This is a genomic window from Nostoc sp. (genome assembly GCF_035638895.1).
GTDB lineage: Bacteria > Cyanobacteriota > Cyanobacteriia > Cyanobacteriales > Nostocaceae > Nostoc.
On the sequence record NZ_DASQZC010000103.1, the window covers coordinates 1 to 23,245 of the forward strand.

18 protein-coding genes and 1 pseudogene are annotated in these 23,245 nt (G+C 39.6%); 8 read left to right on the forward strand and 11 right to left on the reverse strand.

All coding sequences use genetic code 11. The features are described from left to right. The first annotated feature begins 342 nt into the window (after positions 1 to 342). The gene (locus VE944_RS04760) at positions 343 to 1,044 is read left to right on the forward strand and encodes a hypothetical protein (protein ID WP_324973038.1); all 702 of its coding nucleotides are present in this window, start codon (positions 343 to 345) and stop codon (positions 1,042 to 1,044) included. 8 nt (positions 1,045 to 1,052) lie between these two features. Here the strand turns inward: VE944_RS04760 and cobO are convergent, their stop codons facing one another. From cobO to VE944_RS04775, 3 genes and pseudogenes are all read right to left on the reverse strand, one after another. After that, positions 1,053 to 1,730: a cob(I)yrinic acid a,c-diamide adenosyltransferase gene (gene cobO, locus VE944_RS04765; RefSeq protein WP_324973041.1), complete on the reverse strand. Its 678-nt coding sequence runs from the start codon at positions 1,728 to 1,730 to the stop codon at positions 1,053 to 1,055. 370 nt (positions 1,731 to 2,100) lie between these two features. Continuing rightward, a pseudogene (locus tag VE944_RS04770) lies at positions 2,101 to 2,542 on the reverse strand (GFA family protein). Positions 2,543 to 2,679: 137 nt separating this feature from the next. After that, complete coding sequence (locus VE944_RS04775; protein WP_324973047.1) at positions 2,680 to 3,948, reverse strand: plasmid pRiA4b ORF-3 family protein; 1,269 nt, start codon at positions 3,946 to 3,948, stop codon at positions 2,680 to 2,682. Between the two features lie 59 nt (positions 3,949 to 4,007). On the opposite strand from VE944_RS04775, the gene VE944_RS04780 reads away from it, so the two are divergent. The 3 genes from VE944_RS04780 to VE944_RS04790 all read left to right on the forward strand — a co-directional run bounded on the left by VE944_RS04780 (position 4,008) and on the right by VE944_RS04790 (position 11,372). Beyond that, entirely contained in the window at positions 4,008 to 4,544 is a 537-nt protein-coding gene (locus VE944_RS04780) for a nucleotidyltransferase family protein (RefSeq protein WP_324973050.1), read from the forward strand. A gap of 278 nt (positions 4,545 to 4,822) precedes the next feature. After that, positions 4,823 to 10,273: a trifunctional serine/threonine-protein kinase/ATP-binding protein/sensor histidine kinase gene (locus tag VE944_RS04785; RefSeq protein ID WP_324973053.1), complete on the forward strand. Its 5,451-nt coding sequence runs from the start codon at positions 4,823 to 4,825 to the stop codon at positions 10,271 to 10,273. 436 nt (positions 10,274 to 10,709) lie between these two features. Next, entirely contained in the window at positions 10,710 to 11,372 is a 663-nt protein-coding gene (locus VE944_RS04790) for a nuclear transport factor 2 family protein (RefSeq protein WP_324973056.1), read from the forward strand. Positions 11,373 to 11,572: 200 nt separating this feature from the next. On the opposite strand, the gene VE944_RS04795 is transcribed toward VE944_RS04790, so the two are convergent. Next, complete coding sequence (locus VE944_RS04795) at positions 11,573 to 12,037, reverse strand: (2Fe-2S) ferredoxin domain-containing protein (RefSeq protein WP_324973059.1); 465 nt, start codon at positions 12,035 to 12,037, stop codon at positions 11,573 to 11,575. Positions 12,038 to 12,216: 179 nt separating this feature from the next. Further along, on the reverse strand, positions 12,217 to 12,897 hold the full coding sequence (locus VE944_RS04800; RefSeq protein WP_324973062.1) for a GntR family transcriptional regulator: 681 nt from the start codon (positions 12,895 to 12,897) through the stop codon (positions 12,217 to 12,219). Between the two features lie 89 nt (positions 12,898 to 12,986). On the opposite strand from VE944_RS04800, the gene VE944_RS04805 reads away from it, so the two are divergent. The 3 genes from VE944_RS04805 (at position 12,987) to VE944_RS04815 (ending at position 16,428) form a co-directional block, all read left to right on the forward strand. Continuing rightward, a complete protein-coding gene (locus VE944_RS04805; RefSeq protein ID WP_324973065.1) occupies positions 12,987 to 14,609 on the forward strand; it encodes a 2-isopropylmalate synthase in 1,623 nt (540 codons plus the stop codon). Positions 14,610 to 15,227: 618 nt separating this feature from the next. Next, positions 15,228 to 15,713 (forward strand): molybdenum cofactor biosynthesis protein MoaE, encoded by a 486-nt coding sequence (locus VE944_RS04810; protein ID WP_324973068.1) that lies wholly within the window; start codon positions 15,228 to 15,230, stop codon positions 15,711 to 15,713. A gap of 394 nt (positions 15,714 to 16,107) precedes the next feature. After that, positions 16,108 to 16,428, forward strand: coding sequence for a hypothetical protein (locus VE944_RS04815; protein ID WP_229554557.1), 321 nt, complete (start codon positions 16,108 to 16,110; stop codon positions 16,426 to 16,428). Between the two features lie 34 nt (positions 16,429 to 16,462). Here the strand turns inward: VE944_RS04815 and VE944_RS04820 are convergent, their stop codons facing one another. The 6 genes from VE944_RS04820 to VE944_RS04845 form a co-directional block, all read right to left on the reverse strand. Continuing rightward, the gene (locus tag VE944_RS04820; RefSeq protein ID WP_324973074.1) at positions 16,463 to 16,807 is read right to left on the reverse strand and encodes a DUF2103 domain-containing protein; all 345 of its coding nucleotides are present in this window, start codon (positions 16,805 to 16,807) and stop codon (positions 16,463 to 16,465) included. Positions 16,808 to 16,812: 5 nt separating this feature from the next. After that, a complete protein-coding gene (clpS, locus tag VE944_RS04825) occupies positions 16,813 to 17,139 on the reverse strand; it encodes an ATP-dependent Clp protease adapter ClpS (RefSeq protein ID WP_324973077.1) in 327 nt (108 codons plus the stop codon). Positions 17,140 to 17,267: 128 nt separating this feature from the next. Next, positions 17,268 to 19,322 (reverse strand): FAD-dependent oxidoreductase, encoded by a 2,055-nt coding sequence (locus VE944_RS04830; RefSeq protein WP_324973080.1) that lies wholly within the window; start codon positions 19,320 to 19,322, stop codon positions 17,268 to 17,270. Positions 19,323 to 19,863: 541 nt separating this feature from the next. After that, the gene (locus VE944_RS04835; protein ID WP_324973082.1) at positions 19,864 to 20,514 is read right to left on the reverse strand and encodes a hypothetical protein; all 651 of its coding nucleotides are present in this window, start codon (positions 20,512 to 20,514) and stop codon (positions 19,864 to 19,866) included. Between the two features lie 202 nt (positions 20,515 to 20,716). Beyond that, the gene (locus tag VE944_RS04840) at positions 20,717 to 21,817 is read right to left on the reverse strand and encodes a D-alanine--D-alanine ligase family protein (RefSeq protein WP_324973087.1); all 1,101 of its coding nucleotides are present in this window, start codon (positions 21,815 to 21,817) and stop codon (positions 20,717 to 20,719) included. A 123-nt stretch (positions 21,818 to 21,940) separates the two neighbouring features. After that, on the reverse strand, positions 21,941 to 22,447 hold the full coding sequence (locus VE944_RS04845; protein WP_324973090.1) for a hypothetical protein: 507 nt from the start codon (positions 22,445 to 22,447) through the stop codon (positions 21,941 to 21,943). Positions 22,448 to 22,775: 328 nt separating this feature from the next. Here VE944_RS04845 and VE944_RS04850 point away from each other — a divergent pair. Beyond that, positions 22,776 to 23,245: NAD-binding protein (locus VE944_RS04850; RefSeq protein WP_324973093.1), on the forward strand; the 470-nt coding region annotated here is incomplete at its 3' end.

Genomic DNA, 23,245 nt, shown 5'->3' on the forward strand with positions numbered 1-23,245 from the left:
GAGGCAAGGGCTGAACTTGCTGAAAGACCCATGAAATCAGCATTTTTATCACCTAAAAAATCTCAAAAGCAAGATGTCAAAAAATTAAATGTTAATTGAGAAGGTTTAATTTGTGATTAACTTCACCCAATGGGATGAATCGATTGGATGAAGAATAAAGACTCTAAGTGATGGTAATCTAAGCTTGTTGAGCTAAATTAAATAAAAACTTCAGTTTTTGACAGTTTTCTTTTTTGGACAATAGTAATATAAGTTGTAAACAAAGTCTTTGATAATTAAGACTTAGTAGTAATTTAAGTAAATTATAAAGAACTTAGTTCGTTTTTTAACAGGAGAAGTAGGGTGCTTAACAACCTTCATCAGTTCTTATCTCCCCGTCAATGGGGAATTTCCCTCGCAGGCTTAGGCTTACTTCTCGGTTTGGGCTTTATAGCCAAGCAGACTCAAGTAGTACCATTTACAAATTCTTCACTATCATCGGCTCAGATTGATAAAACCACCGACAACTCTCTTCTGTCGCAGCTAAGAAGAGTTCGAGAGCAGAGAAGTCAACTCAATGCGGCTTCTGGAGATAAAGGGCTTTTTGGCCATCAGAGTGGAAAAACCTTACCTACAACCACAGCGTTGGTTCCAAATTCTCAAGGAGCTACAAAAGACGCAGGAGTTTTACCAAAAGTGGATTTTCCTGTAAAAGATGGGATTTACCTTTATGGTCAATCCCCAAAATCAAATCAGCTTGGTCAAGGTTACATCATATTTCAAAAGCAGCAGGATAAGGTAACGGGTGCATTGTTTATGCCCCAATCAGAATTTAATTGTTTTCAGGGTACACTCAACCCATCAGGAGAGTTGGCGATGACGGTTAATAGTTCGTCAAATGAAGCCAGTACTACTCAGTCGAATCAGGTAGCTGCAAGCAATAGACTGCCTCAAGTGAGTGAAGATGAGTTAAGTAGTTATCTTTACTCGCTGGCTCTGCAAGATTTTTATCATTTAAGTTCTATTACTGCTAGCGATCGCCGCACGTTGCAAATGTGCAAGTAATCTTTAAGTTAATACTCAATTCCTGGTTGCGCCTTAACGCCTTGATCGCGGAAAGGGTGCTTAATTAGGGTCATTTCAGTTACGAGGTCAGCACGCTCAATTAAAGCAGCCGGTGCGCCTCTACCTGTAAGAATAACGTGCTTATCGGCTGGTTTTTGCGCCAAACCGGCTAAAACATCGTCTACTTCTAAGTAAGACATTTTGAGGGCGATATTGATTTCATCTAACAACACCATGTGAAAGTCTGGGTTGCGAATATATTCTAATGATTTCTCCCATGCCGCGCTAGCTTTATCGAGATCGCGATCGCGGTCTTGAGTTTCCCAGGTAAAGCCTTCGCCCATTGCGTGAAATTCTAACTGGTCTTCCCAATTACTGAAAACCCTTTTTTCTGAAGGTTCCCAGCTACCTTTGATAAATTGGATGATCGCTACTTTATACCCGTGACCTAGCGATCGTAACACCATCCCCAAAGCCGCAGTGGTTTTACCTTTACCGTTACCAGTATTTACAATAATTAATCCTTTTTCTGGTACAGCTTGTGCTATGCGTTGATCCTGCACTTCTTTGCGTCGCTGCATCTTTTTGCGGTACTGTTCATCAGTCAGAGATGAAGACATTACCTGATCAATCAAGCGCCCAATCTCTTTGTCTGGGTTTAATTCTTGTGGTGTGTCGTTTGTCATTAACTTTGTCTAGAAATAACTGTTAAAAGTGTTGAGAATGAACCAAAATCGTCTTACTTATCCAATTTCACTTAAATCACTTGATTGGAAATGTCCAGTAAGGTTTCATGTGAAATATTAATAGTGTGTTAGCTTAATTAACATGATTTACAAACAAGTATGGAAATCCATATCATATACAAACTAAACTTCTAATTTGAGTTTACTATTACTGTTTTAAATAATTTAATATGTTCATTAAAGCACTTTACCAGTAAACTTTTGTCATTCTCTGGTTTGGTACAGTCATGAGTTAGACTACCAACCGAGGGCGTTGGTTTAAGTGTCAGGGGTATAATGTTTGATATCGGGAGTTGTGCATTTATGGATGCTATTGTTTCCATTTTTCCCATAAAGGCTGCATATCCTCTGGTTGCCCATCATAGTTAAGTAATTGGTCTGAAATTATCACCCATGACTGGGCACTGCGTGTCCAAACGTTACCTACTGGGCGTAACCAACTTGTGTCATCTAACGTTCCGGGTTTGACGTTGATAGTATTTGAGTTGTAAGCCCGTTCATGGAACAATCGCGTTCCGCAGTCACCGCAAAACAAATTGTTTATTTCACGCCCGCTATCAGCTTTGCGAGTCCAAGCTTTCGGTTGTCCCTGAGCAATCACAACAGTATGGTACGGTGAGAGACATTCCAAAGGCACTAGACGATTGTTTCTGACACTCCTTACAGTGGCATACGTAAAGGGTTAAAGGTTCTGCATGAATTTCATAACGAATCTGTCCACATTGACAACCTCCACTATATGGAAGACTCACAGATTTTATCTCCTTAAAATTTGTGTTGCTTCATCATACTAACTAGAAATGCAGGATATGAGGAAGCAACGGGAAGAAGACACAGGGATAGGGGGACATGGAGACATTTTCATTGTCCACGTCTCTCTAAATCTTCATCATTCTTGATGTTCATCCGATTCATCATCTTCACTCCAATATTGTCGAGGTGCGTTTCCGTGAACTTCTAAAACCTTTGGTTTTTTGATTTTATTATCAGGCTGATTAATTTCTTCTAACTGCACATCAAATTTCCAGTTATCACCAAAATCATAAAGATAGGTCATTTTAGCACCCGGTTCTAGAGACAAGTCACCAATCTGTACTTGGTCAGCAAATGGGGGTGTTTCCATATAAGGATGACCTATTTTAATTGTGCGACCAAAACGGTCTTTATAACTAAACTCATATAAATGGTCGTAGTCAAAATCAAAAGCATCGAGAATTGTTTCTGCTAGCCAGCCTAATGTTTTTTTCGCTGGTATGGCAATGCGTCTCCAAGCGTGAGAAATAGACACTTTAAAAATATAAATTCCATCGGTGAAGCCTTGCTTTGGAACAAATAAATTATGCTCCCATTCTGGAAAAAATGGTTGTAAATGTGACTGCAATTTTCCAAAATTCACATTTACATCATCCTGTAGTTCTCCTCGTATCCCTAATGGGAATAATAATTGCAACAGAGCATCCCCAAAGGGCAACCGTTGTAAACTGGTAATACGCCACCCCTTACCTTCTTGCGGTTTTCCCTGCTTGATAGATAAGAATCCAAATAGCTCTAACAGAGCAACGTTATGCAAACCAGGGTAATAACTAATATTCTGTTGATCTTCATATTTAGGAAATTTTAAACCTTTATCTGGGACACGGGGCCAAAATTGAATACATCTAAATAAATTTCCAAATGAGTCTTGATGCTCACCCAAAATTTCGTTATTTCCCCAAATAAACCAAGCTTCCAATAAGTTGAAATAGCGTTCTGTTGGGTTGAGATTTGACCATGATTCCAAGGTGGCTGTGTCTAATACTAAAATTTGCTTCTTACCTTGGGATCTAATTTGGGCTATCCCAGAACTGCGTAATAACAGATATAGTCCATTAATGTAAGGGTATGATTTCTGGACAGGGCGTTTGAGTTTAGTTTCAATTGGGTGACTTAACCGAGAATTAACTTCTGATAGTACTTTCAGTGGTAAAAGGTTATTAACACTACTAACTTCCACTCCATTTGGTTGCAAGAAATCTATTAGGGTTTGAAAGTCATGCAAAATCGTACCAGGTTGATTTTCACCAATGCTGAGTTCTTGTAGAAGTTGTTGTTGTGACTCTGCAAGGGTTGGCAGTTCAGGATTGAATGTGCGTTCTAGCCGCGCAAATAAATCTTCCATAAATAAAAGTTATAAATTCGCAATTTTCACCTTCTAGTTGATCATCCCAGGAATTTGATATGAATAGTAACACTCGTTTACAGATGATTTTAAATGATACATCTGTTGATATAGTATTAAGAGCGATCGCTCAACTAAATTTACCTAACTGGTGGTTAGCCGGTGGTGCAGTCCGAAACACCGTTTGGTCTTCAATTTTTGGCAATGAGTGTAAATTAGGTATTAAAGATTTTGATATTGCATTCTTTGATATAGAGGGAAACCGTTCTCAAGAACTAGCAGCAAAGGCAACTCTCACAGAACAATTTCCTCATGAACAGTTTGATGTAAAAAATCAAGCTAGTTTTGCTCGTTGGCGGCTTGGTACCAGACCCTACACTAGTACAGAAGATGGCATCACAGATTGGCTACACACTGCTACTGCTGTAGGAGTTCGGCTAGATGCACAAGGCCAATGGCAATTTTTTACTCCCTACGGCTTAGATGACCTGTTTGATGGCATTATTCGACCTACGCCAGCACATACTCATAACCTAGATGCCCATAATAAGGCAGCTACATTCTTGCAAAAGTGTCCCTATCTGCGGTTGGCGTAAAAGTTACAGTCGGGTTGTAACCACCAGTTTCCGTTACAAGGGAAATCAACTTTTTAATTTACAACCCTTGAGTATGGAATCCCATGTTAAGAATTTTCTTCCACTGGGAATAATTAAGCTAGAACCCCTTTTACAACAAGCCTAGTACAGGTAGGCCAAAATAAACCTACCATTTCATTACAGGCAGAAAGCCCAAAGTTAAAACATGCGTGACTTTTGACTTCCGCCTTGCGGTACTAGGGGTGATGCTAATTTTGTCACTTTATAGTTAAAAATCAATGCCTAATCGTACTGGATATAAAATCAACTCGACTATCCACGAAGGAATCCAGACAATTATTTATCATACACAAAGGTCAAAGACGCAACAGCAAGTTATTCTGAAGCTGCTTAAAAATGAATATCCTACTCTTGAAGCCTTTACTCGTATTAAAAATGAGTATCAAATTCAGCAAGGTTTAGACCATCCCAACATAGTTAAAGCCATAAGTTTAGAAACCTTTGGAAATCGTGTAGGCCTTTTGCTAGAAGACTTTGGCGGGCAGTCTTTAGCTCAACATTTACAGACAGAAAAACTTGATTTAATTAATTATTTAAAAATTGCTATTCAACTGACGAAAGCTCTAGCTTATTTGCATAAAAACCAGATTATTCATAAAGATATCAAACCTAGTAACATCATCATTAATGCCCAAACAGGTATTGCTAAACTCACTGACTTCGGTATAGCCTCCCGCCTTAATAAAGAAAATCCTCAGTTTACTAACCCGAACTGCGTTGAAGGCACACTTGCCTATATGTCTCCTGAACAAACTGGGAGAATGAATCGCATTCTTGATTATCGCACTGACTTTTATTCTCTTGGCGTGACTTTGTATGAAATGCTCACTAATAAAGTGCCATTTTTTAGTCAAGATACCCTAGAAATAGTTTATAGTCACATTGCTGTTGAACCAATCAACCCGCAGTCATTAAACCCAAAAATTCCTGCCATACTCTCAGAAATTGTCATGAAGCTGATGGCAAAAAATGCAGAAGACAGATATCAAAGTGCCACTGGATTATTAGCAGACTTAGAATTATGTCTCGACCAGTTAGAAACTAAGGGTACAATTACCGATTTTATTCCAGGTCGTTTAGATGTCTTAAGCCAGTTATTAATGCCTCAAAAATTATATGGTCGTGAAAAACAAGTTAATGAACTATTAGCTGCATTTGAGCGCGTTACATCTGGAACTAGTGAAATGATGCTAGTTTCTGGTTATTCTGGCATTGGCAAATCAGTTTTAGTCAACGAAGTTAATAAACCTATTACTCGCAGAGAAGGTTACTTTATTTCGGGTAAATTTGACCAGTTAAAGCGAAATATACCTTATGCTTCTTTAATTCAAGCTTTCGCTTATTTGATGCGATATTTGCTGACAGAGGATAATGAAAAAATAGAAACGTGGCGGAATAAAATATTATCAGCTTTAGGAACAAATGGAAAAGTTATTACCGATGTAATTCCAGAAGTAGAATTAATCATTGGTACGCAGCCTGAAATTGCCCAAATTGGTGGAACAGAGTCACAAAATCGTTTTAACCGGGTTTTTAAAGAATTTATCCAAGTTTTTACCCAAAAAGAACACCCCTTGGTCATATTTTTAGATGATTTACAATGGGCAGATTCAGCCACATTAAATTTAATCCAACTAGTCATAACTGACACAGACAGCAAGCATTTATTATTTATTGGGGCATATAGAGATAATGAAGTTAGTCCAGCACATCCTTTAATTCAAAAAATAGAAGAAATTAAAAATAGTGGCACGATTGTTAATAATGTCGTATTGCAACCTTTAAGTTTAGAGAATGTAACTCAGCTACTTACAGAAACTTTACAAAAAACAGAAGTTAATCCTGACAATAAAAAGGGGCTATTTGATAATCAACTTATTCAGTTAGCTGAACTAATTTCTAATAAAACAGGTGGCAACCCATTTTTTATAACACAACTAATTCAAGCACTTCATCAAGAACAGCTTTTAATATTTGATTTTATCAATGCCAAATGGCAGTGGAGTCTAGAGGATATCCAATCAATTGGAATTACCGATAAAAATGTAGTTGAACTGGTTGCAAGTCGAGTTCAAAAACTACCAAAATTTACCCAAGATGTTTTAAAACTAGCAGCTTGTGTGGGTGACAGATTTAGCCTAGATGTTTTATCGATAGTCAACGAAAAATCAGCTTCTTTGACAGCAAATGATTTACACTCAGCTTTGCAAGCGGGATTAATCCTACCTTTAAGTGAAACTTACCGCATTCCTTTAGTTTTTAATCAAGAAGAAGCGGCTAATTTAAATTTCGATTCTTCACGAGTGGGTTACAAGTTCTTGCATGACAGAGTACAACAAGCAGCATATTCGTTGATTCCAGAAGAACAAAAGAAATCTACTCATCTAAAGATTGGGCAATTGCTGCTACAAAATATACCAGAGGAAGAAATAGAAGCTAATATTTTTGATATTGTCAACCAGTTGAATGTAGGTATTGCTAATCTGATAGAGCAATCGGAGAAAACTGAATTGGCTCGATTGAATTTAATTGCAGGACGAAAAGCTAAAGCTTCTACAGCTTACGAAGCTGCTCTTAAGTACTTCACAAATGGGATAGAACTTTTAAATATAGATGCTTGGGAAACTCAATATATCTTAACTATAGGTTTATATGAAGGAGCCGCAGAGGCAGCCTATCTGGGCGGTAATTTTGAGCAGATGCAGCAATGGGCTGAGGTAGTGCAGCAAAAAGCCAAAAACCTTTTAGATAAAGTGAAAGTCTATGAAGTACAGATTATCGCTTCTATTATTCAAAGCAAACAACTGGAAGCCATCAAAATAGCAGTATCAACTCTGCAATTGTTAGGAATAAGTTTTCCAGGTGAACCTACATCAACTGATATTCAGCAAGGGATGGATGAAATCGCTGTTTCTTTGAAAGGGAAAGCGATGTCTAACGACAATCCGCTAAACGTCTACGCAGATTTAATTAACTTACCATTAATGACTGATCCTAATAAAATTGCAGCCATGAGAATCTTAATGGGAGTTCTCCCTGCGGCTTTTCAAACTGCTCCTGCAATGATGCCAATCATTGTTTGTAAAATGGTCAATCTGTCTTTAAACTATGGCAATACAGCTGTATCTGCCTATGGTTATAGCCTTTATGGGTTATTGCTTTGTGGAGTTCAAGGAGAAATTGATTCTGGCTATAAATTTGGGAAATTGGCTTCAAGGTTAGTTTCACAATTTAATTCTCAAGAACTCAAAGCTAAGATACTGACGGTTGTTAGCGCTCATGTTATGCATTGGAAAGAGCATGTACGAGAAACATTAACATCAGCAATGGCAGGATATTCTAGTGGTTTAGAAACTGGAGATTTAGAATATGCTGGTTATTGTGGTTACATTTATCCCTATCATTCATTTTGGCTGGGTAAGGAACTTTGGGTTTTAGAAAAAGAACTGACAGCTTATTGTGAATCGCTGAAGAAAATCAAGCAACAAGTAGCTTTAACTTGGAACTTAGTGTATTTACAAACAGTTTTGAACTTGAAAGGAAGTTTTGAAAATGTTGACTGTTTAATTGGAGAAGCCTACGACGAGCAAAGTATGCTGCCAATTCATCAGCAAGTAAATGATCTCTACACAATTAACCATTTATTTGTTAATAAACTAATGCTCTCTTACTTATTTGGAGAGTATTTTAAAGCTGTAGAAAATGCTGCGATCGCAGAAAAATCTTTAGGTGGTGTTACAGGGTTATTTGTTGTTCCACTATTCTATTTTTACGATTCTTTAGCCCACTTGGCAATATATCATACTGCTAAAGAGTCAGAGAAGCAAGCTATTCTAGAAAAAGTCCAAGCTAATCAGCAAAAAATGGAATTATGGGCTACTCATGCTCCCACCAATCACTTACATAGATTTTATCTTGTGGAGGCAGAACGGTATCAGGTTTTGGCCCAAAAACTTGAAGCAATGGACTACTATGAGAACTCTATTGCCAAATCTCAAGAAAATGGTTTTCTCCAAGAAGAAGCTTTAGCGTATGAGTTAGCAGGAAAATTTTATCAGTCTCTAGGTAAAGAGTTAATTCATCAAACTTATATAACTAAAGCCTATTATGCCTATATTCGTTGGGGTGCGATCGCTAAAGTTAAACACTTAGAATCAAAGTATGCTTTTCTAGTAGGACAAACTACTACTATAGAAACTACTACTTCAAAAATAGATACAATTCATCTTACCACTACCACGACTACTAATAGCAGTTTAAGCGATTTTTTAGATTTTAATGCATTCATCAAGTTTTCCCAAGCGATTACCAATGAAATTATTTTGGAAACTTTGTTGAGCAAGTTAATCAAAATTCTGCTAGAAAATGCTGCTGCACAAAAAGCAGTGCTGCTTCTACTGAAAGATAATCAACTATATATCGAAGCTTCTGGAAATACTGCTGACGATGTAGTGACAGTTTTATGCTCTATTCCCGTTGAAACCTATCAGGATTTGCCGCTTTCTGTGATTAATTACGTGTTTCGCACTCAGCAATATCTTGTATTAAATGATGCGATAACTACAGAACCTTTTAGTTTTGATATTTATATTCAGGATTCTCAAACGAAATCAATCTTTTGCTTGCCTATTATTTACCAATCACAGCTTACGGGTATTATCTATTTAGAAAATAAGTTATCTTCAGGAGCTTTCCTTCCAAAAAGAATAGAGGTATTAAAAGTCTTAGTTTCTCAAATGGCTATTGCTATCGAAAATGCCCGCTTGTACACAAGAGAGCAAGACAAATCTAGGCAATTACAACACTCAATAAAAAATTTACAAGAGGCACAGTTGCAACTTATCCAAAATGAAAAAATGTCTTCTCTGGGAAATTTAGTTGCAGGTGTAGCACACGAAATAAATAATCCAGTCGGTTTTATTGCAGGTAGTATTGCCCAAGCAAAAGATACTGTTAAGGATTTAATAGAATATCTGCAAATGTACCGAGAAAAATTCCCCAATCCTGGTGCTGAAATTGAAGAAAAAGCCGAAGAAATAGATATAGATTTCCTACTAAAAGATTTACCCAAAATGATTGATGGTATGACATTAGGAACACAACGTATTCGTAACATTAGTACTTCCCTCCGCACTTTTTCACGCGCCGATACTTCCTCTAAAGTATTAGCTAATATCCATGAAGGTATTGATAGTACTTTGTTAATTTTACAGCATCGCCTGAAAGCTGATCATAATCGTCCAGCCATTCAAATCGTTAAGGAGTATGGAAATATTCCATTAGTGGAGTGCTACTTAGGGCAATTGAATCAGGTGTTTATGAATATTATTGCAAATGCAATTGATGCTTTAGAAGAAGCAAATATTGGCCGTAGTTTTATGGAAGTTCAAGAAAGTTATCCTAATATTATTACTATCTTAACTAAGACTAAGGAAAACAAAAATCTGGTAATTAAGATTCAAGATAATGCTAAAGGAATGACAGAAGAAGTTAAAACTTGCATTTTTGAAAATCTATTTACTACTAAAGGCGTAGGAAAAGGTACGGGATTAGGATTATCTATTAGTCGGCAAATTATAGTTGAAAATCATGGTGGAACTTTGATTTGTGAATCAGTCTTGGGACAAGGAACAGAATTTATAATTTCTATTCCCATCTCTGGAGAATAATCTCTCATAGTAGAGGCACATTCGCAAAACTCGTAGTTCTCCGGCTTGTTTAATAAGTTGGGGAAGCTTGTTTATCACAAATAATTGAGGATTACTATAGTAATTATATTTAATTTTTCAAAGCTGCTGAAATAAAAGTTATTTTGCTTTTGATAAACCTATGTAAGTAGTCGTTAATTATTTAATAAAATCAATATACTCTTAGTCATAATTAACACTTTTAAATCTGTGTTTTACCTGTTATAACTGATTATATACATCAAATCTTGTACTATCTGGCTCATTTACTAGTAAATTAATTTACTAACTGAAAAATCAGTTATAGCTAAATTATTGCAGATATAGCCAGATTTTTATGAGCTAAAACCTTAAGCAAGAACTTAAGTTGACAGCAAGTGACAAGATACTAAAACCGTAAAAATTAAGGTGTCATTCTGTGGAAAAAAGAAGAGAAAATGGACGAATAGTTTCAAAGGCTATCTCGTTTTTGTTAAATCGTATAACTTTGATTGTGCTTGCAGTGGCTCTTGTACTGTTTATTGGAGGTAGATTTGAAATAGCAAGTGCAACTCAACCTAACGCGGAATTAGAAATTCAAAAACTAGCATCCTGTTATGCTCTGGGAACGGATGCTATTGGTAGAGGAAATCTTCTAGAAGGAAAAAATATTTATCGAGATTGTTTTACTCAAGATGCAGCCCTCACTGCTATTTTTCCTGATGGGGCAAGTGAAACACGTTATGGGACAGATTCTTGGGCTGATTTTGTCTATTCAGTATTTCAAGGAAATGGATATACAGCTACCCAACATTTGATGGGTACGATAAACATTTCAGTTAAAAGTAATCAAGCAACGATGACTTCTTACCTCCATGCGACTCACAAACGTTCTGAAACCAGCATTGATGTCGCTAATGGTACTTATGAAGATAAAGTTGTCAACATAAATGGGCGCTGGAAAATTCGTAATCGTACCCTTAAACTCATCGATTTCTTGAATCTCAGTTCCCCAACAACTACTGCTTCCTCAAGTACTAATGCCCGAAGCACTAATTCCTCACCTACCTTGGTAAGGCCAAATATACCTCACTTAAAGTAGGAATTCTTCAGATATAAGGTCTGGATAAATATTCTTCATTTTCCTTCTTAACTAGGAAAAACTTCAGGGGTGAATTAAAATATTCACCCCTTTTTAGTTTGCCACTTAAGCAAACTATAGTGCAATATAAAAAACACAATTTAGCATTCAATAATTTAGTGAGAAAATATCCTAATATAAGCATTAGCAAAGCTGCAAAACTATTCTTTATTCTGTTTGATGCGTGAGTAAAGAAGTTCGCGTAGGCGTAGCCCATCGTAGACATCGCTGTGAGGATTTACAATTAAGCATGGACTATTACCGCTACTTCCATTACTTACAATAACGACAGTAATACCGGATTTTGGACAAATCCCTAAACAACTGGTGCTAACAACCCGAAATTCTCCCCACAATCCCTCAAATTTTAAACGAGATTTTAACCAATTCTCTAAGTCTTCGGAAGCTGTTGAGCTTTTGGTAGTTGGATGAAAACTATTTGAGCGCTCGTTTCCACATTGTGAACACACAAGCACTAAACCAGATTCCCATCGGGGAGAAACACTAGGAATAGAAGTTTCTAAGGGGCGAGAATTTATTAAGGGCGATGTCTGCTGAGAATTGGATGCAAACCTCTTGAAGATACGTTGCAGCAATCTTTTAATACGCTGGATCAGTTTTTTCATAGATAACCTCCTATTTTTCTAAACGCTTACATAAAAAGACCTCTCCCTGGTTTTACTGCGTAAAACCGTCCCTCTCCGAGTCGGAGAGGGAGAGAGGGGTTTGTCGAACTCACGTTGAATAGGATAATGGAAATTTCCTGTTTGTTCTGTTCTGCTAGATCATCTAGTTCCAAGAAGAATCAGCGTTTTTGAGCAATTTGCTGCAAGTATGCAATTAGCTGTTCTCCTGCGGTGTCAATGTGTCGTTTCAGTAACCTGACAGCAGCTTTTGTATCCTGCTTTTGACAAGCATCTAGGAGTTGATAGTGTTCTTTTTGCGATCGCTCCTGGTAATCCATCTGCGCTAATTGTACTCGGACATAGCGATCGCAATTAATGTGTAAAGTTTTAATCATTGTCAGCAACCGGGGACGTTCAGCAGTGGCGTACAGCGTCGCATGAAATTCCCAGTTGAGTTTCGCCAACACACCTGCATCAGTTGCTTGATCTGTTGCTGACAAAATTACAGCAGCTTTTTCTATATCTGTTTCCCTGAACTTGGGTATTGCCAACTGCATCGCTTTCACTTCCAAGGCGCTGCGAATTTCACAGATTTCTTGCGCCTCTTGTGCTGTTAACACCGATACGATCGCACCACGATTTAAATGCAGTGTCACCAATCCTTCTGCTTCTAGCTGCTTGAGCGCTTCACGCACGGGAATACGACTAACTCCAAACTGAGTGGCGATTTCATCCTGTCTCAGCGATTGTCCTTCCTGAAAAATGCCGCGCAGAATCGCTTCCCGCAAAGCATCGGCAATTAAATCTGGTGTACTGCGTTGTTGTTGCAGCACATTCGCTGCTAGGTCATTTAAGTTCATATTGGATATTGTATACAAAATCGAAAAAATTGTATACAATATCCAAAGTAAGTTTTTTAAGCATCCCTTCAATACCACGGGAGACAATTATGAGCATCGCATCTCAACCAGACCGAGTTATCATCTTCGACACCACGCTACGGGATGGCGAACAGTCACCGGGCGCAACCCTCAATGTAGAAGAAAAGCTGGCGATCGCTCATCAACTAGCTCTCCTTGGTGTCGATGTGATTGAAGCAGGTTTTGCCGTTGCTAGTCCGGGAGATTTTCAAGCTGTTAAAACCATTGCTGAACAGGTTGGAATACCCGGTGGGCCAATCATTTGCAGTTTAGCTAGAGCCATTCGCCAAGATATTCACGCCGCCGCCGAAGCCTTGAAGGGAGCAGATCGTCCCAGAATCCACACGATGATTTCTACCTCTGATATTCACCTGAAATATCAGTTAAAAAAGTCTCGCAGCGAAGTATTAGCGATCGCATCAGAAATGGTTGCTTATGCTAAGTCGTTTGTAGACGATGTAGAATTTTCACCAATGGATGCTAGCCGCACTGAACCAGAGTTTCTTTATGAAGTTTTGGAGATGGCGATCGCAGCAGGTGCAACTACAATCAACATTCCTGATACCGTTGGTTACTGTACACCCAAAGAAATCGGAAATCTGATTCAAGGAATTCAAGAACATGTTCCTAATATCGATGGGGTGATTCTTTCCATTCACACTCAAAATGATTTGGGTTTGGCAACAGCTAACGCTTTGGCAGCAATTGAATATGGCGTGCGTCAGGTGGAGTGTACCATTAATGGCATTGGGGAACGAGCAGGTAATGCAGCATTGGAAGAGATTGTGATGGCGTTGCAGGTTCGTAAACCATTTTTTAATCCTTACTTTGGCCGTCCGGTTGATGCTGATACACCCCTGACTAATATTAAGACTCAGGAGATTTACAAAACCTCGTCTTTGGTTTCCCAATTAACCGGAATGCTGATTCAGCCCAATAAGGCGATCGTGGGAGCAAACGCTTTCGCCCATGAGTCTGGAATTCACCAGGATGGGATCATCAAGCACCGCCAGACTTATGAAATTATGGAAGCTGCTGCGATCGGGTTGCCAGAAAATCGCATTGTTTTGGGCAAGCACTCTGGACGAAATGCTTTTCGTACCAGGCTCAAGGAATTGGGGTTTGAATTGAACGAGGCGGACTTGAACAAAGCCTTCAATCGATTCAAAGATGTTGCCGATAAGAAAAAAGAAATCTCAGATTGGGATTTAGAAGCGATCGTTCGAGATGAAACGCAGATTCAAATAGAAAGTGGCTTCCAAATCGAACACGTTCAGGTAATCTGCGGTGACTGCACTTGCCCAACTGCAACCATTACAATTGTCACTCCTGAAGGCAAAATCCTCACAGATGCGAGTGTAGGCACTGGCCCAGTGGATGCGGTGTATCAAGCAATCAATCAATTGGTACAGATTCCCAATCAACTAATTGAATTTTCCGTCCAATCTGTGACTGGAGGGATTGATGCACTCGGAACCGTCACAGTTCGCTTGAAGCATCAAGAGCAGATATTTTCTGGACAAGCATCTGATACTGATATTGTGGTAGCCGCAGCTTACGCTCATATCAACGCCCTGAATCGTCTTTATCGTTATTTGCAAACAGAGAGATCCCATTTTTATGAGATGAACTCTGCTGTTGTCTCTGGGTAGATCGGATGCGTTGCTAAATACAGGCAATGAATCGTTGATGTAGAGACGTACAATTTTACATCTCTACAAGGGTTTTGGTTGCACAAGTAAGTACAGTTTTGCATAAAATCTTATAGCGATTCTCGTTTATGTGAGGTACACGCGTAGGGGCACGGCACTGCCCATACGTGTCAACTTAACGTAAAAGCCATATCCCACAAGGAACTGAAGTTTCTTGCTAATAGCGGAAGTCATCTGAAGATGACTAAAATATACCCAAAAATCTTTAGTCTACTTCAGTAGACTTTAGCTATTAGCCTTGAACTTTAGTTCGAGGCGGGTTGACAGCGAAGTGTGTACATAGTATTTTTGTACTATAAAACGTGTTGCATAAAAATTTAACACTGATTAAAGGTAGATATGACTGCGATCGTCTAGATAATGCAGATTATACTATTGACTAATAACTGCATGTAAGGTTTTCAATAATTCTTGCGTCGTGTAGGGTTTGGGTAAAAAGGCTGTATGTTCATCTATTTTGTCGATTGGTACTTGTTCACTTGTTACAAGTCCACTTACAACAATAATCGGCAATAACGGATTGATAATAGAAAAAGCCCATATAATACGATCGCAGTTATGACAACTACACTTACCTCTGCTGTTAAACCAAGAGCTGAAGATAGTTTTGCCATTAGCTTTGCACCATTGTCTCTTGAAGAAGTCTATGCCTTGTCTAACGATCCAGCCAACGGTGCTGTAGTTATGATGAGTGGCGTAGTTCGCAATCAAACTGATGGTAAACCTGTAGTTGCTCTAGAGTATCAAGCTTACGAACCTATGGCATTGCAGATATTTTATCAAATTGCTGCTGATATTCGCTTATCTACGCCTGATGTGAATCGGGTAGTGATTCATCATCGCACTGGACGTTTGCAAATTGGAGAAATTAGCGTTTTAGTCGCAGTAGGTTGTCCTCATCGGAGTGAGGCGTTTGAAGCTTGCCAGTATGCTATTGATACCCTCAAACATAATGCCCCCATTTGGAAAAAAGAACATTGGGAAGATGGTTCTAGCCGTTGGGTAAGTATTGCTGCTTGCGAAACATCAGGAGAAAATTGTTAAAATTTCTGAGGTTATTGAACACGCTCAATTTATCCAGCAATTAGCGTATAACGTGTGCCGCAGCTACGGCTGTCTTAGACATTGCTAAGTGCTGGATGACATCAACCAGTACTTTACCGTTTGGGTTTTAAGTTTCCCAAAGCATAGTAAAAAATACGCGAGTTTTTTATTTGTTCAAAATCTAAACTAATCAGTAATCTCTAATTCCCAAATACTTACTTAACAGAAATATTTAATTTTTATTAAAAATATTTATATTTGCAAAACAACAATTTATGTTGCATTTGTTTACAGAAAATGCATGACTCTATTGAGGTTTGTAAATAATTTGTATTTCTATAAGGAATATTCCTTTAGACTGATCTTCAACTGAGAAATGTGGAGACAAACACCAATGCATTCGTTAAATATATTTTGTCACGAATTTGTAGTTGCTGTTTCCTTTGTCGCTTGCATTGTTGGGCTGGTGTTACTGTGGGACAGTAAGCAGCAAAAAAATGATGTAGAAGAGACAGAGCGGATTTTATTTAGAATGAGCTTTACTTACTGGCTAGTTTACTGTGTAGCCTTTGGTATAGAAAAAATAGTTTTACCCGACTGGGAATCTGTGATCATGAGTTTGAGAATAACTACGGCTCTATCATATTTCTTAACTTTTTCTTGCATTGTTAGTCTGCCACTACACAAATTTGCAGTCCACCGTGTTGAAGAATAGTTATGGGGCATGGGGAATTGGAAATTGGGCACCATTAAGATTTCATAGCGATCGCTAATGCCGTTTCCAATTCTGATTGCGCCAAAGGGGTTAAAATAAAGACCTCTTGTACCGTCTTCCCCTGCCGTGCAATTACTTTATAGCCGCCGCGAATCGGTACTGAAACGCGCAGTTGCATTTTCGGGCAATGGCCTTTTGATCGCCCAATAACTCCCGGCGTCACAGTTTGGATGTTGTCCTGCTGACAAAGACGTTCTAAAATGGGGATGAGACCATCAAGGTGGGTCGAGTGATTCCAAACCAGTCTGCCAGCTTTTTGTGTTCGCGTAGCGTCTCGTAGAGAAGCCGATCGGAGAGAATCTGCGGTGGGTTTGCCCATGATAATTAAGCTGCTTCTAGAGGTGCCATTGTCAAACCTGCTCGGTGCAGCTGCTGGTGATAGAGTTCCGCAGGTTCTTGGGGCCCGACCCAGACGATCGCTTGACCTTCATAGTGTACCTGATTAGTTAGATCCCATGCGCGATCGCCAGTCATCCCTGGAATATATTTCATCAAACATTCACTCACATGTTGAAATGTATTAAAGTCATCGTTTAATACAATCACTTTGTAATTCGGATAAGTTTTACGGGTAACTTCATTAGACCGTTCAGGAGCTTTAGTTGGTGCTGTGGCCATCCCGTAAACATCTGCTGAAAGTGTCAGAACCATAGAACAATTAAGCAAGATAATTTTACAAAACTACACTAAAAACAACTAGTTTAGTCCATTGTCATTTGTCCTTTGTCCTTTGTGAAAAACTAATGACAAATGACAAATGACCAATGACCAATGACTATCTACCGCCAATTATCCCAGTTTTCGTTAAAAATGGATGTGTCGGGGAAGGCTGTGGGGTTGCCATTTTGTTGCAAAAGCCGTTTGAGTGCCTCCAGTTGTGGCTCTTGTTTGGGTAAATCATCGACTAGTTGGTAGGGTGCGATCGCATTTTTAAGGGCAAAACTAGCAACAGTTCCCGCAGCTGCGCCAGAAGACCATTCAAAGGAATGGACTCGATAGGCAGCAGCAGCAATATGACTAGTAGCAATACTTTTGCCACCTACCAGTAAATTATCAATTTTCTGGGGAATCATTGCCCTCAGAGCAATTTGGAAGGGATAAGCAAGACCTGCACCACGCCTTTCACCTGGACGTTCTGTATTACCAGGGGCTTCTGCGGGACTATTCACCATACAAGGATGGAAATCTATAGCGTAGTGACCAATACCCACAGCATCGGGGAAGATGGTAGAACGAGTCCGTCGCATTGCTTTTTCTGGTGAGACTTTACCTTCAATTACTGATACTGCTTCTAAACCTGCAAGGGCTGCTCGTAGCCTCCGATACATATCTGCTGGCAGAGTCTCGGAATAATACTTATCGTTGTAATCTCGGCGAGAAATATCAATTTCCCAAATACCAAAACCACCAGGTTGTCCCCAACTAGGGCGTCCAATGATCCGCCGTCCTTCGCGCATATAGGGATATTTCGATAAGCCATGTACTGTCCCCATCGGAGAATTTAGCCCGGAAACAAAGCGGTTATTGCTTCGCTGCTGCTTTACACCTTCCCCCAGTTGGGAATCTGTAGTCCCAGCTACCAACCAATAATAGAAAGATAGGGCATTTTCCTCAGCTTTGCGGAGGGTTTCTGTTCGCAGCCCCCCCGTCCAACCACCTGGGTTTAACTGCCCAGTACTTTCTAACTGTTGGCGACTGTAAATCAGGTTATCTTGGGCTGTTCCGGGGCGGTAATCGTTACCCCAAGTCCAGTTTTGCATGGAGATGTCCCCTGGTGTAGCAGCAGTAAAACTTACACCACCGAATTTTTCTGGTTTTCCTTTGTTTGGACTCAAAATGCGACGATAGGTGAAAACTAAGTCAAAGTTAGCCAGTCGCTTTAATTCATAGCTGAAATATGGTGCATATTGTGAATAAAATGGGGGCATCGTCTGCGGTTGCGGTTCCTTAGTTGCCTCCATTGCAAAGGTGTAGGTAAATCCTTGAGGGCAATAAGGATCGTTGTTGGCGCTGGACGAAGAAGGTTCTAGGTAAGAAAGGGCATCAATACCCAATCGGTAGGGGACATCAGCAAGGGCGATAATTTCTCCAGTTTCGCTCGCGTCTACGACATACCATTTAGGAGCATCGCCTTTATCTGCCTTGGGAAGGAAACGGACAATAGTTTTGGTAAACCGAGATGAATTTTCGTAGCTATAAGAATCTTCAATACTTTGAGATAAAGTAAAGGTATTGAGCGGTGGTGCGCCTTTTGGTGGTTGATGTTGGATTGCGATCGCACCATTAATTATTTTGCCATCAGTAGCGATTTCCAAATCTTTAATTACTGTGTTGGGAAACCATTGCAACTTCCCTTTACCTTGCTTCTCGGCATCTTTGAGCATCTGAACCAAAATTGTGTGAGCATCGCGGGGCAGAAAGCAGGAGTCACTTACCCAACAGTCACCGGGATTAAGTTCACCGTATTTGCGCCCAATACGGTTTCGCAATTCCATGTAGCCGCGAGAATAGAATTTGAGAGCACGCTGAGTTGGGCGTTCGTCTAACGCAGATGTCCCTTGAGAAGAAATTTGTCCTCCCAGCCAGTCGGTAATTTCCGTGAGACAAACCGTTCGTCCGGCTAGTAACCCCTCGTAAGCTGTGGCGACACCCGATAGTCCACCACCCGCAACTAAAATTTCGCAATTGACAGTTTTATCTGGGGTTCTCGGTACTGTAGCGTTTGCCTTTGGCGTTGGCGTAGCCATCGCTCCATCAAATGCAACTAAGCTAGATATTAAATTGAGACTGATCAGCGATGTCAAGCTATAGGCTACTTTGTGTCTGCGCTTCATGGTTAAAAAACTGCTCCAAATCCTGTGTCACCTTGTAGAAGGTAGCATCCAGGAAATGATCATCACAAGTTTATAAAAGTAAATATATTTAAATACAAGTTTTATACCTAAAATACTGAGTATGTAGGCTAAATTTACCCTAAAGTTATTAAAGCAGGGTTAAAAGTGCTGATTGCTGAGTACTTTTTCCTTCATCTATGATAAATATTGATTCAGACTTCTATACCAAGAATGCATAAGTGATCTTTTATTAGTTGTTTGTCTTCTTTCGAGTTGTTCAAGAAAGATTTAGGTTAAATCCTAAAAAGTATGAACAAGTAATTTTGATAATTTGTGGAGTAGTAAGATTAAAAATAAAGGTAATGCTGTTTATTAAATTTAGCTGCGTATCAGCTTATCAGCCCTGAACTTTAGTTCCGGGCGGGATGTCGGTGAGTAAGGGTAGACGATTTTTAGACTTAGATATTAGTAAAGGCACGGTATAACCGTGCCTTAAGTCGCAAAAAATATTATTTTGACAGGTTTTTGCTTTACAGGAAATTTAAGACTGGCGTAAAATTGCAGACAATGAACTATCTTTACGAAGATCCATTAAGTCTGCTAAAGATTCTGTACGCGTATCCAAGTGGTGCTTGTGTTCTGCTGGCAGAACTGTCACCAAATGTTTTGCTTTAGGTTGTATCTGCCTAACGGGCATCAGTTGTGACTGTGGCAAAAAGATTGGTTGGTTCTTGGGAAGGCGAGGTTCCAATCTTTGGGAATGGTTCTGTGCCAAGCGTGGCTGATGACGGTTAACCAGTTTTTGGACTTTTTGCGGTTGCTTTGTCCGGTTGAGCATTCGGAAAATGAGCAGGCAACCACTACCACAGCTGAGGACGATCGCAGCCACCATCCATAGAGGTGTAGGATTGCTATTCTCAGAGGACGCATTGATTGGTTCTTCAACTATAACCGGGATTTTTTCTGGTTCTTCTTGTGTTACCTGTCCAGCATTACCTAAGCTATACAGGGCAAAGGCACCACCTCCTAAAAACATGGCTAAACATCCGGTTAACAATAGCCAAGGATGATGTGCAACCAGATATATCAGAACGTTCGAGCTTTGTTTTAATCTCGATTTTCTGTTTGTCAGCTCTGGAGTAGCCCTTCTTCGTTGGGTTGGCTCGCGCTGTACACTCTGACTTTTTTCCATGATTACTTTCAGATTTGTACCCCTCTAGTCCATAAATTGTACTGGAGGAGTTAAGCATCAGGTATCCGTAACAAAGTTTCAAATTTAAGTAGCTTTTTTTGTAAAATACATGCTACTAAATCTGGCTAACTTTTGTCAAAGTTCTGTATTTATTGTGACTTTTCGCCGTAATAATCTGAAATCAGTTCGGTTATTTTCTCTGTCAGCTAGGAGAATGCCTTTCGATCGCAAGTTGAATTAACCGATCAACTAATTCTGGAAAGGAGACTCCACTATGGGCCCAAAGTTGGGGATACATACTAGTCGCAGTAAAGCCTGGCAACGTATTTATTTCGTTAATAAAAACTTCTTGTGTCGCTTCCACATAGAAGAAATCTACCCTTGCTAACCCCGCAGCATCAACAGCTGCAAAAGCTTGCAAAGCCATGTCCTGAATCTGACGAACGATCGCATCTGGAAGCTGTGCAGGTATCAGTAAATCTGCTAGCCCTTCTGTATATTTAGTTTCATAGTCATAGAAATCGCTGTCATAAGTAATCTCTCCAATGACAGAGGCTTGAGGTTGATCATTACCTAAAACGGCACACTCGACTTCTCTGGCTACGACACCAGCTTCTACAACTAATCGGCGGTCATAACTGGCAGCATTATCTAAAGCGGCTTCTAATTCTTGGCGCGATCGCACTTTGGCAATACCCACCGATGAACCCAAATTAGCAGGCTTGACAAAAGCAGGATAACCTAATGCTGCCTCAATGTCATCACACAGTTTCGGAAACACGCAAGGATTAGACCAAACTTGCGTTCTAGTTATCGCTTTGTATTTTACCTGTGGTAATCCCGCTTGCTCAAAAGCCATTTTCATGGCAATTTTATCCATCCCCATTGCCGAACCTAACACCCCAGAACCCACAAACGGGACTTGCATCAAAGTTAGTAACCCTTGAATTGTCCCGTCTTCACCGTTAGGGCCGTGGAGAATAGGAAACCAAACATCTACTTGTGAAACTTGAGAGGGAGATTGCCACTTGCTGAGGGTTTGAGCTTGAGGGTTGGATGTGAGATTTCCAACAGATGTTGATTGTTCAGACTCTAGTAGCGGAGTACCGGTTTCTAAGACCTTTTCGGGTGCTTCTCCGGCTAGCCAGCGTCCATCTTTTTGGATGTAAAAAGGCAGTATTTCGTACTTGTTAGTATTTTGCTCTGCACTTAAGGCTTTAGCGATCGCCCGTGCTGATTTGATCGAAACTTCATGTTCTCCCGAACGACCGCCAAACAGTAACCCCACGCGCAGCTTTGCCATTTTCGGTTCCTCTACACTCCTCAAGCAGATAGCGTATCACAACCTACAAAAATTGCCAGATTTTTCTATATTATTTTATTGGCTGTTGAAACTCTATCTAGAACGACTCTCCTATTTGAGGTGTTAGTCAGCGATCGCCCATCTGACATAAGGGCGGGAAGCCACTACACTTTTGTAAGTAATTAGGCTAGGGCGACTAGGTACATTAAATTTTCGTAAATCCACACGGAAATAAGCTTTTTTATTCTTAAATTCTACATTGTAGAAATTATATTCTTGCCCACGAGTTTGACCTATGCAAGAAGCATAATTACTGCGTAAAGGTGAAACAAATTCCACAAATCGCTTATTCTTAGATGAAACTAACTTAGTTTCATCTGCAAATTCTCTAGTATCTGCCACTACCGTATGTTCAGCACCGCCTTCATAAGGTAAAACAAACCACCACAGTCCAATTGTTTTAGGACATGTACCACTGCTACCTTGTATATTCAGTGTTACATTAGGTGCAGAAATCGGCCCTGGCTGTTGCTGTGGCGGCTGTACTTGCGCTATAGCAGCTAGGGTTCCTACCACAAATAAGGGGCATAAAATAGTACCAAAACTTGTTAATTTTACTAAATTTTTCATAACTTGGGTTTCTTCAAATTTCAGGTATATAAATATAGCGCTTCTCGAATGCAAGCAATACACTTTGACCTCACTTCCATATCTTTCTCCTAAAAGGAAAAAAGCTTTAAATCTTACTCTCCAACGCTAGTAGAGAAGGGACTGGGGTTAGGTTTGTATTGCACTCAATCTAGAAGCGCTAATAACATAGACTTTCATAAATTTGTAAAAGTGCCATTTTATTTGAAATAATCGTGTTGTCAGCTACAGTTATATTGCAAGAAAGCGGGCAACAATATTGATAAATAACTAGAAATGCAGCCCTACCTGTAAAAGATGCTGCCTTTTCATGAAACCCCGAATTATTGTTTGTGGCTTAGGACGTACCGGATATAAAACCTTTCGTTTGCTGAGACACCAGGGAGCCTTCGTTGTTGGCATTCATCACCAATCTATCCCAGGCGAAACAGCAGGAGATGTGATTGTTGGTGATTTACAAGCAGCTTCTACCCTAACAGCAGCAGGAATTCAACAGGCGCACACTATAGTAATCGCTGGTTCTAAAGATGCTCTGAATTTGTCTATTATGATGCAAGCGCGGGTGCTGAATCCCCAGATTCGGATTATCAACCGTTTTTATAATACAAATTTGGGGGAACGCCTAGATCAAAGTTTGCCAGACCATTTGAGTATGAGTGTTGTGGGTTTAGCAGCACCCGTATTCACTTTTGCAGCAATGGGAAACCGAGCGATCGGACAAATCAAATTATTTCAGCAAACTTGGCCAATTCACGAAGAATACATTGATGAAAACCACTT

What these genes read in the sequence shown, in the direction of transcription:
- VE944_RS04800 (WP_324973062.1), bottom strand. Translation starts at nt 12,897, where the DNA reads ATGAACTTAAATGACCTAGCAGCGAATGTGCTGCAACAACAACGCAGT.
- VE944_RS04815 (WP_229554557.1), top strand. Translation starts at nt 16,108, where the DNA reads ATGCATTCGTTAAATATATTTTGTCACGAATTTGTAGTTGCTGTTTCC.
- VE944_RS04820 (WP_324973074.1), bottom strand. Translation starts at nt 16,807, where the DNA reads ATGGGCAAACCCACCGCAGATTCTCTCCGATCGGCTTCTCTACGAGAC.
- clpS (WP_324973077.1), bottom strand. Translation starts at nt 17,139, where the DNA reads ATGGTTCTGACACTTTCAGCAGATGTTTACGGGATGGCCACAGCACCA.
- cobO (WP_324973041.1), bottom strand. Translation starts at nt 1,730, where the DNA reads ATGACAAACGACACACCACAAGAATTAAACCCAGACAAAGAGATTGGG.
- VE944_RS04805 (WP_324973065.1), top strand. Translation starts at nt 12,987, where the DNA reads ATGAGCATCGCATCTCAACCAGACCGAGTTATCATCTTCGACACCACG.
- VE944_RS04780 (WP_324973050.1), top strand. Translation starts at nt 4,008, where the DNA reads ATGAATAGTAACACTCGTTTACAGATGATTTTAAATGATACATCTGTT.
- VE944_RS04835 (WP_324973082.1), bottom strand. Translation starts at nt 20,514, where the DNA reads ATGGAAAAAAGTCAGAGTGTACAGCGCGAGCCAACCCAACGAAGAAGG.
- VE944_RS04785 (WP_324973053.1), top strand. Translation starts at nt 4,823, where the DNA reads ATGCCTAATCGTACTGGATATAAAATCAACTCGACTATCCACGAAGGA.
- VE944_RS04830 (WP_324973080.1), bottom strand. Translation starts at nt 19,322, where the DNA reads ATGAAGCGCAGACACAAAGTAGCCTATAGCTTGACATCGCTGATCAGT.
- VE944_RS04845 (WP_324973090.1), bottom strand. Translation starts at nt 22,447, where the DNA reads ATGAAAAATTTAGTAAAATTAACAAGTTTTGGTACTATTTTATGCCCC.
- VE944_RS04840 (WP_324973087.1), bottom strand. Translation starts at nt 21,817, where the DNA reads ATGGCAAAGCTGCGCGTGGGGTTACTGTTTGGCGGTCGTTCGGGAGAA.
- VE944_RS04810 (WP_324973068.1), top strand. Translation starts at nt 15,228, where the DNA reads ATGACAACTACACTTACCTCTGCTGTTAAACCAAGAGCTGAAGATAGT.
- VE944_RS04795 (WP_324973059.1), bottom strand. Translation starts at nt 12,037, where the DNA reads ATGAAAAAACTGATCCAGCGTATTAAAAGATTGCTGCAACGTATCTTC.
- VE944_RS04775 (WP_324973047.1), bottom strand. Translation starts at nt 3,948, where the DNA reads ATGGAAGATTTATTTGCGCGGCTAGAACGCACATTCAATCCTGAACTG.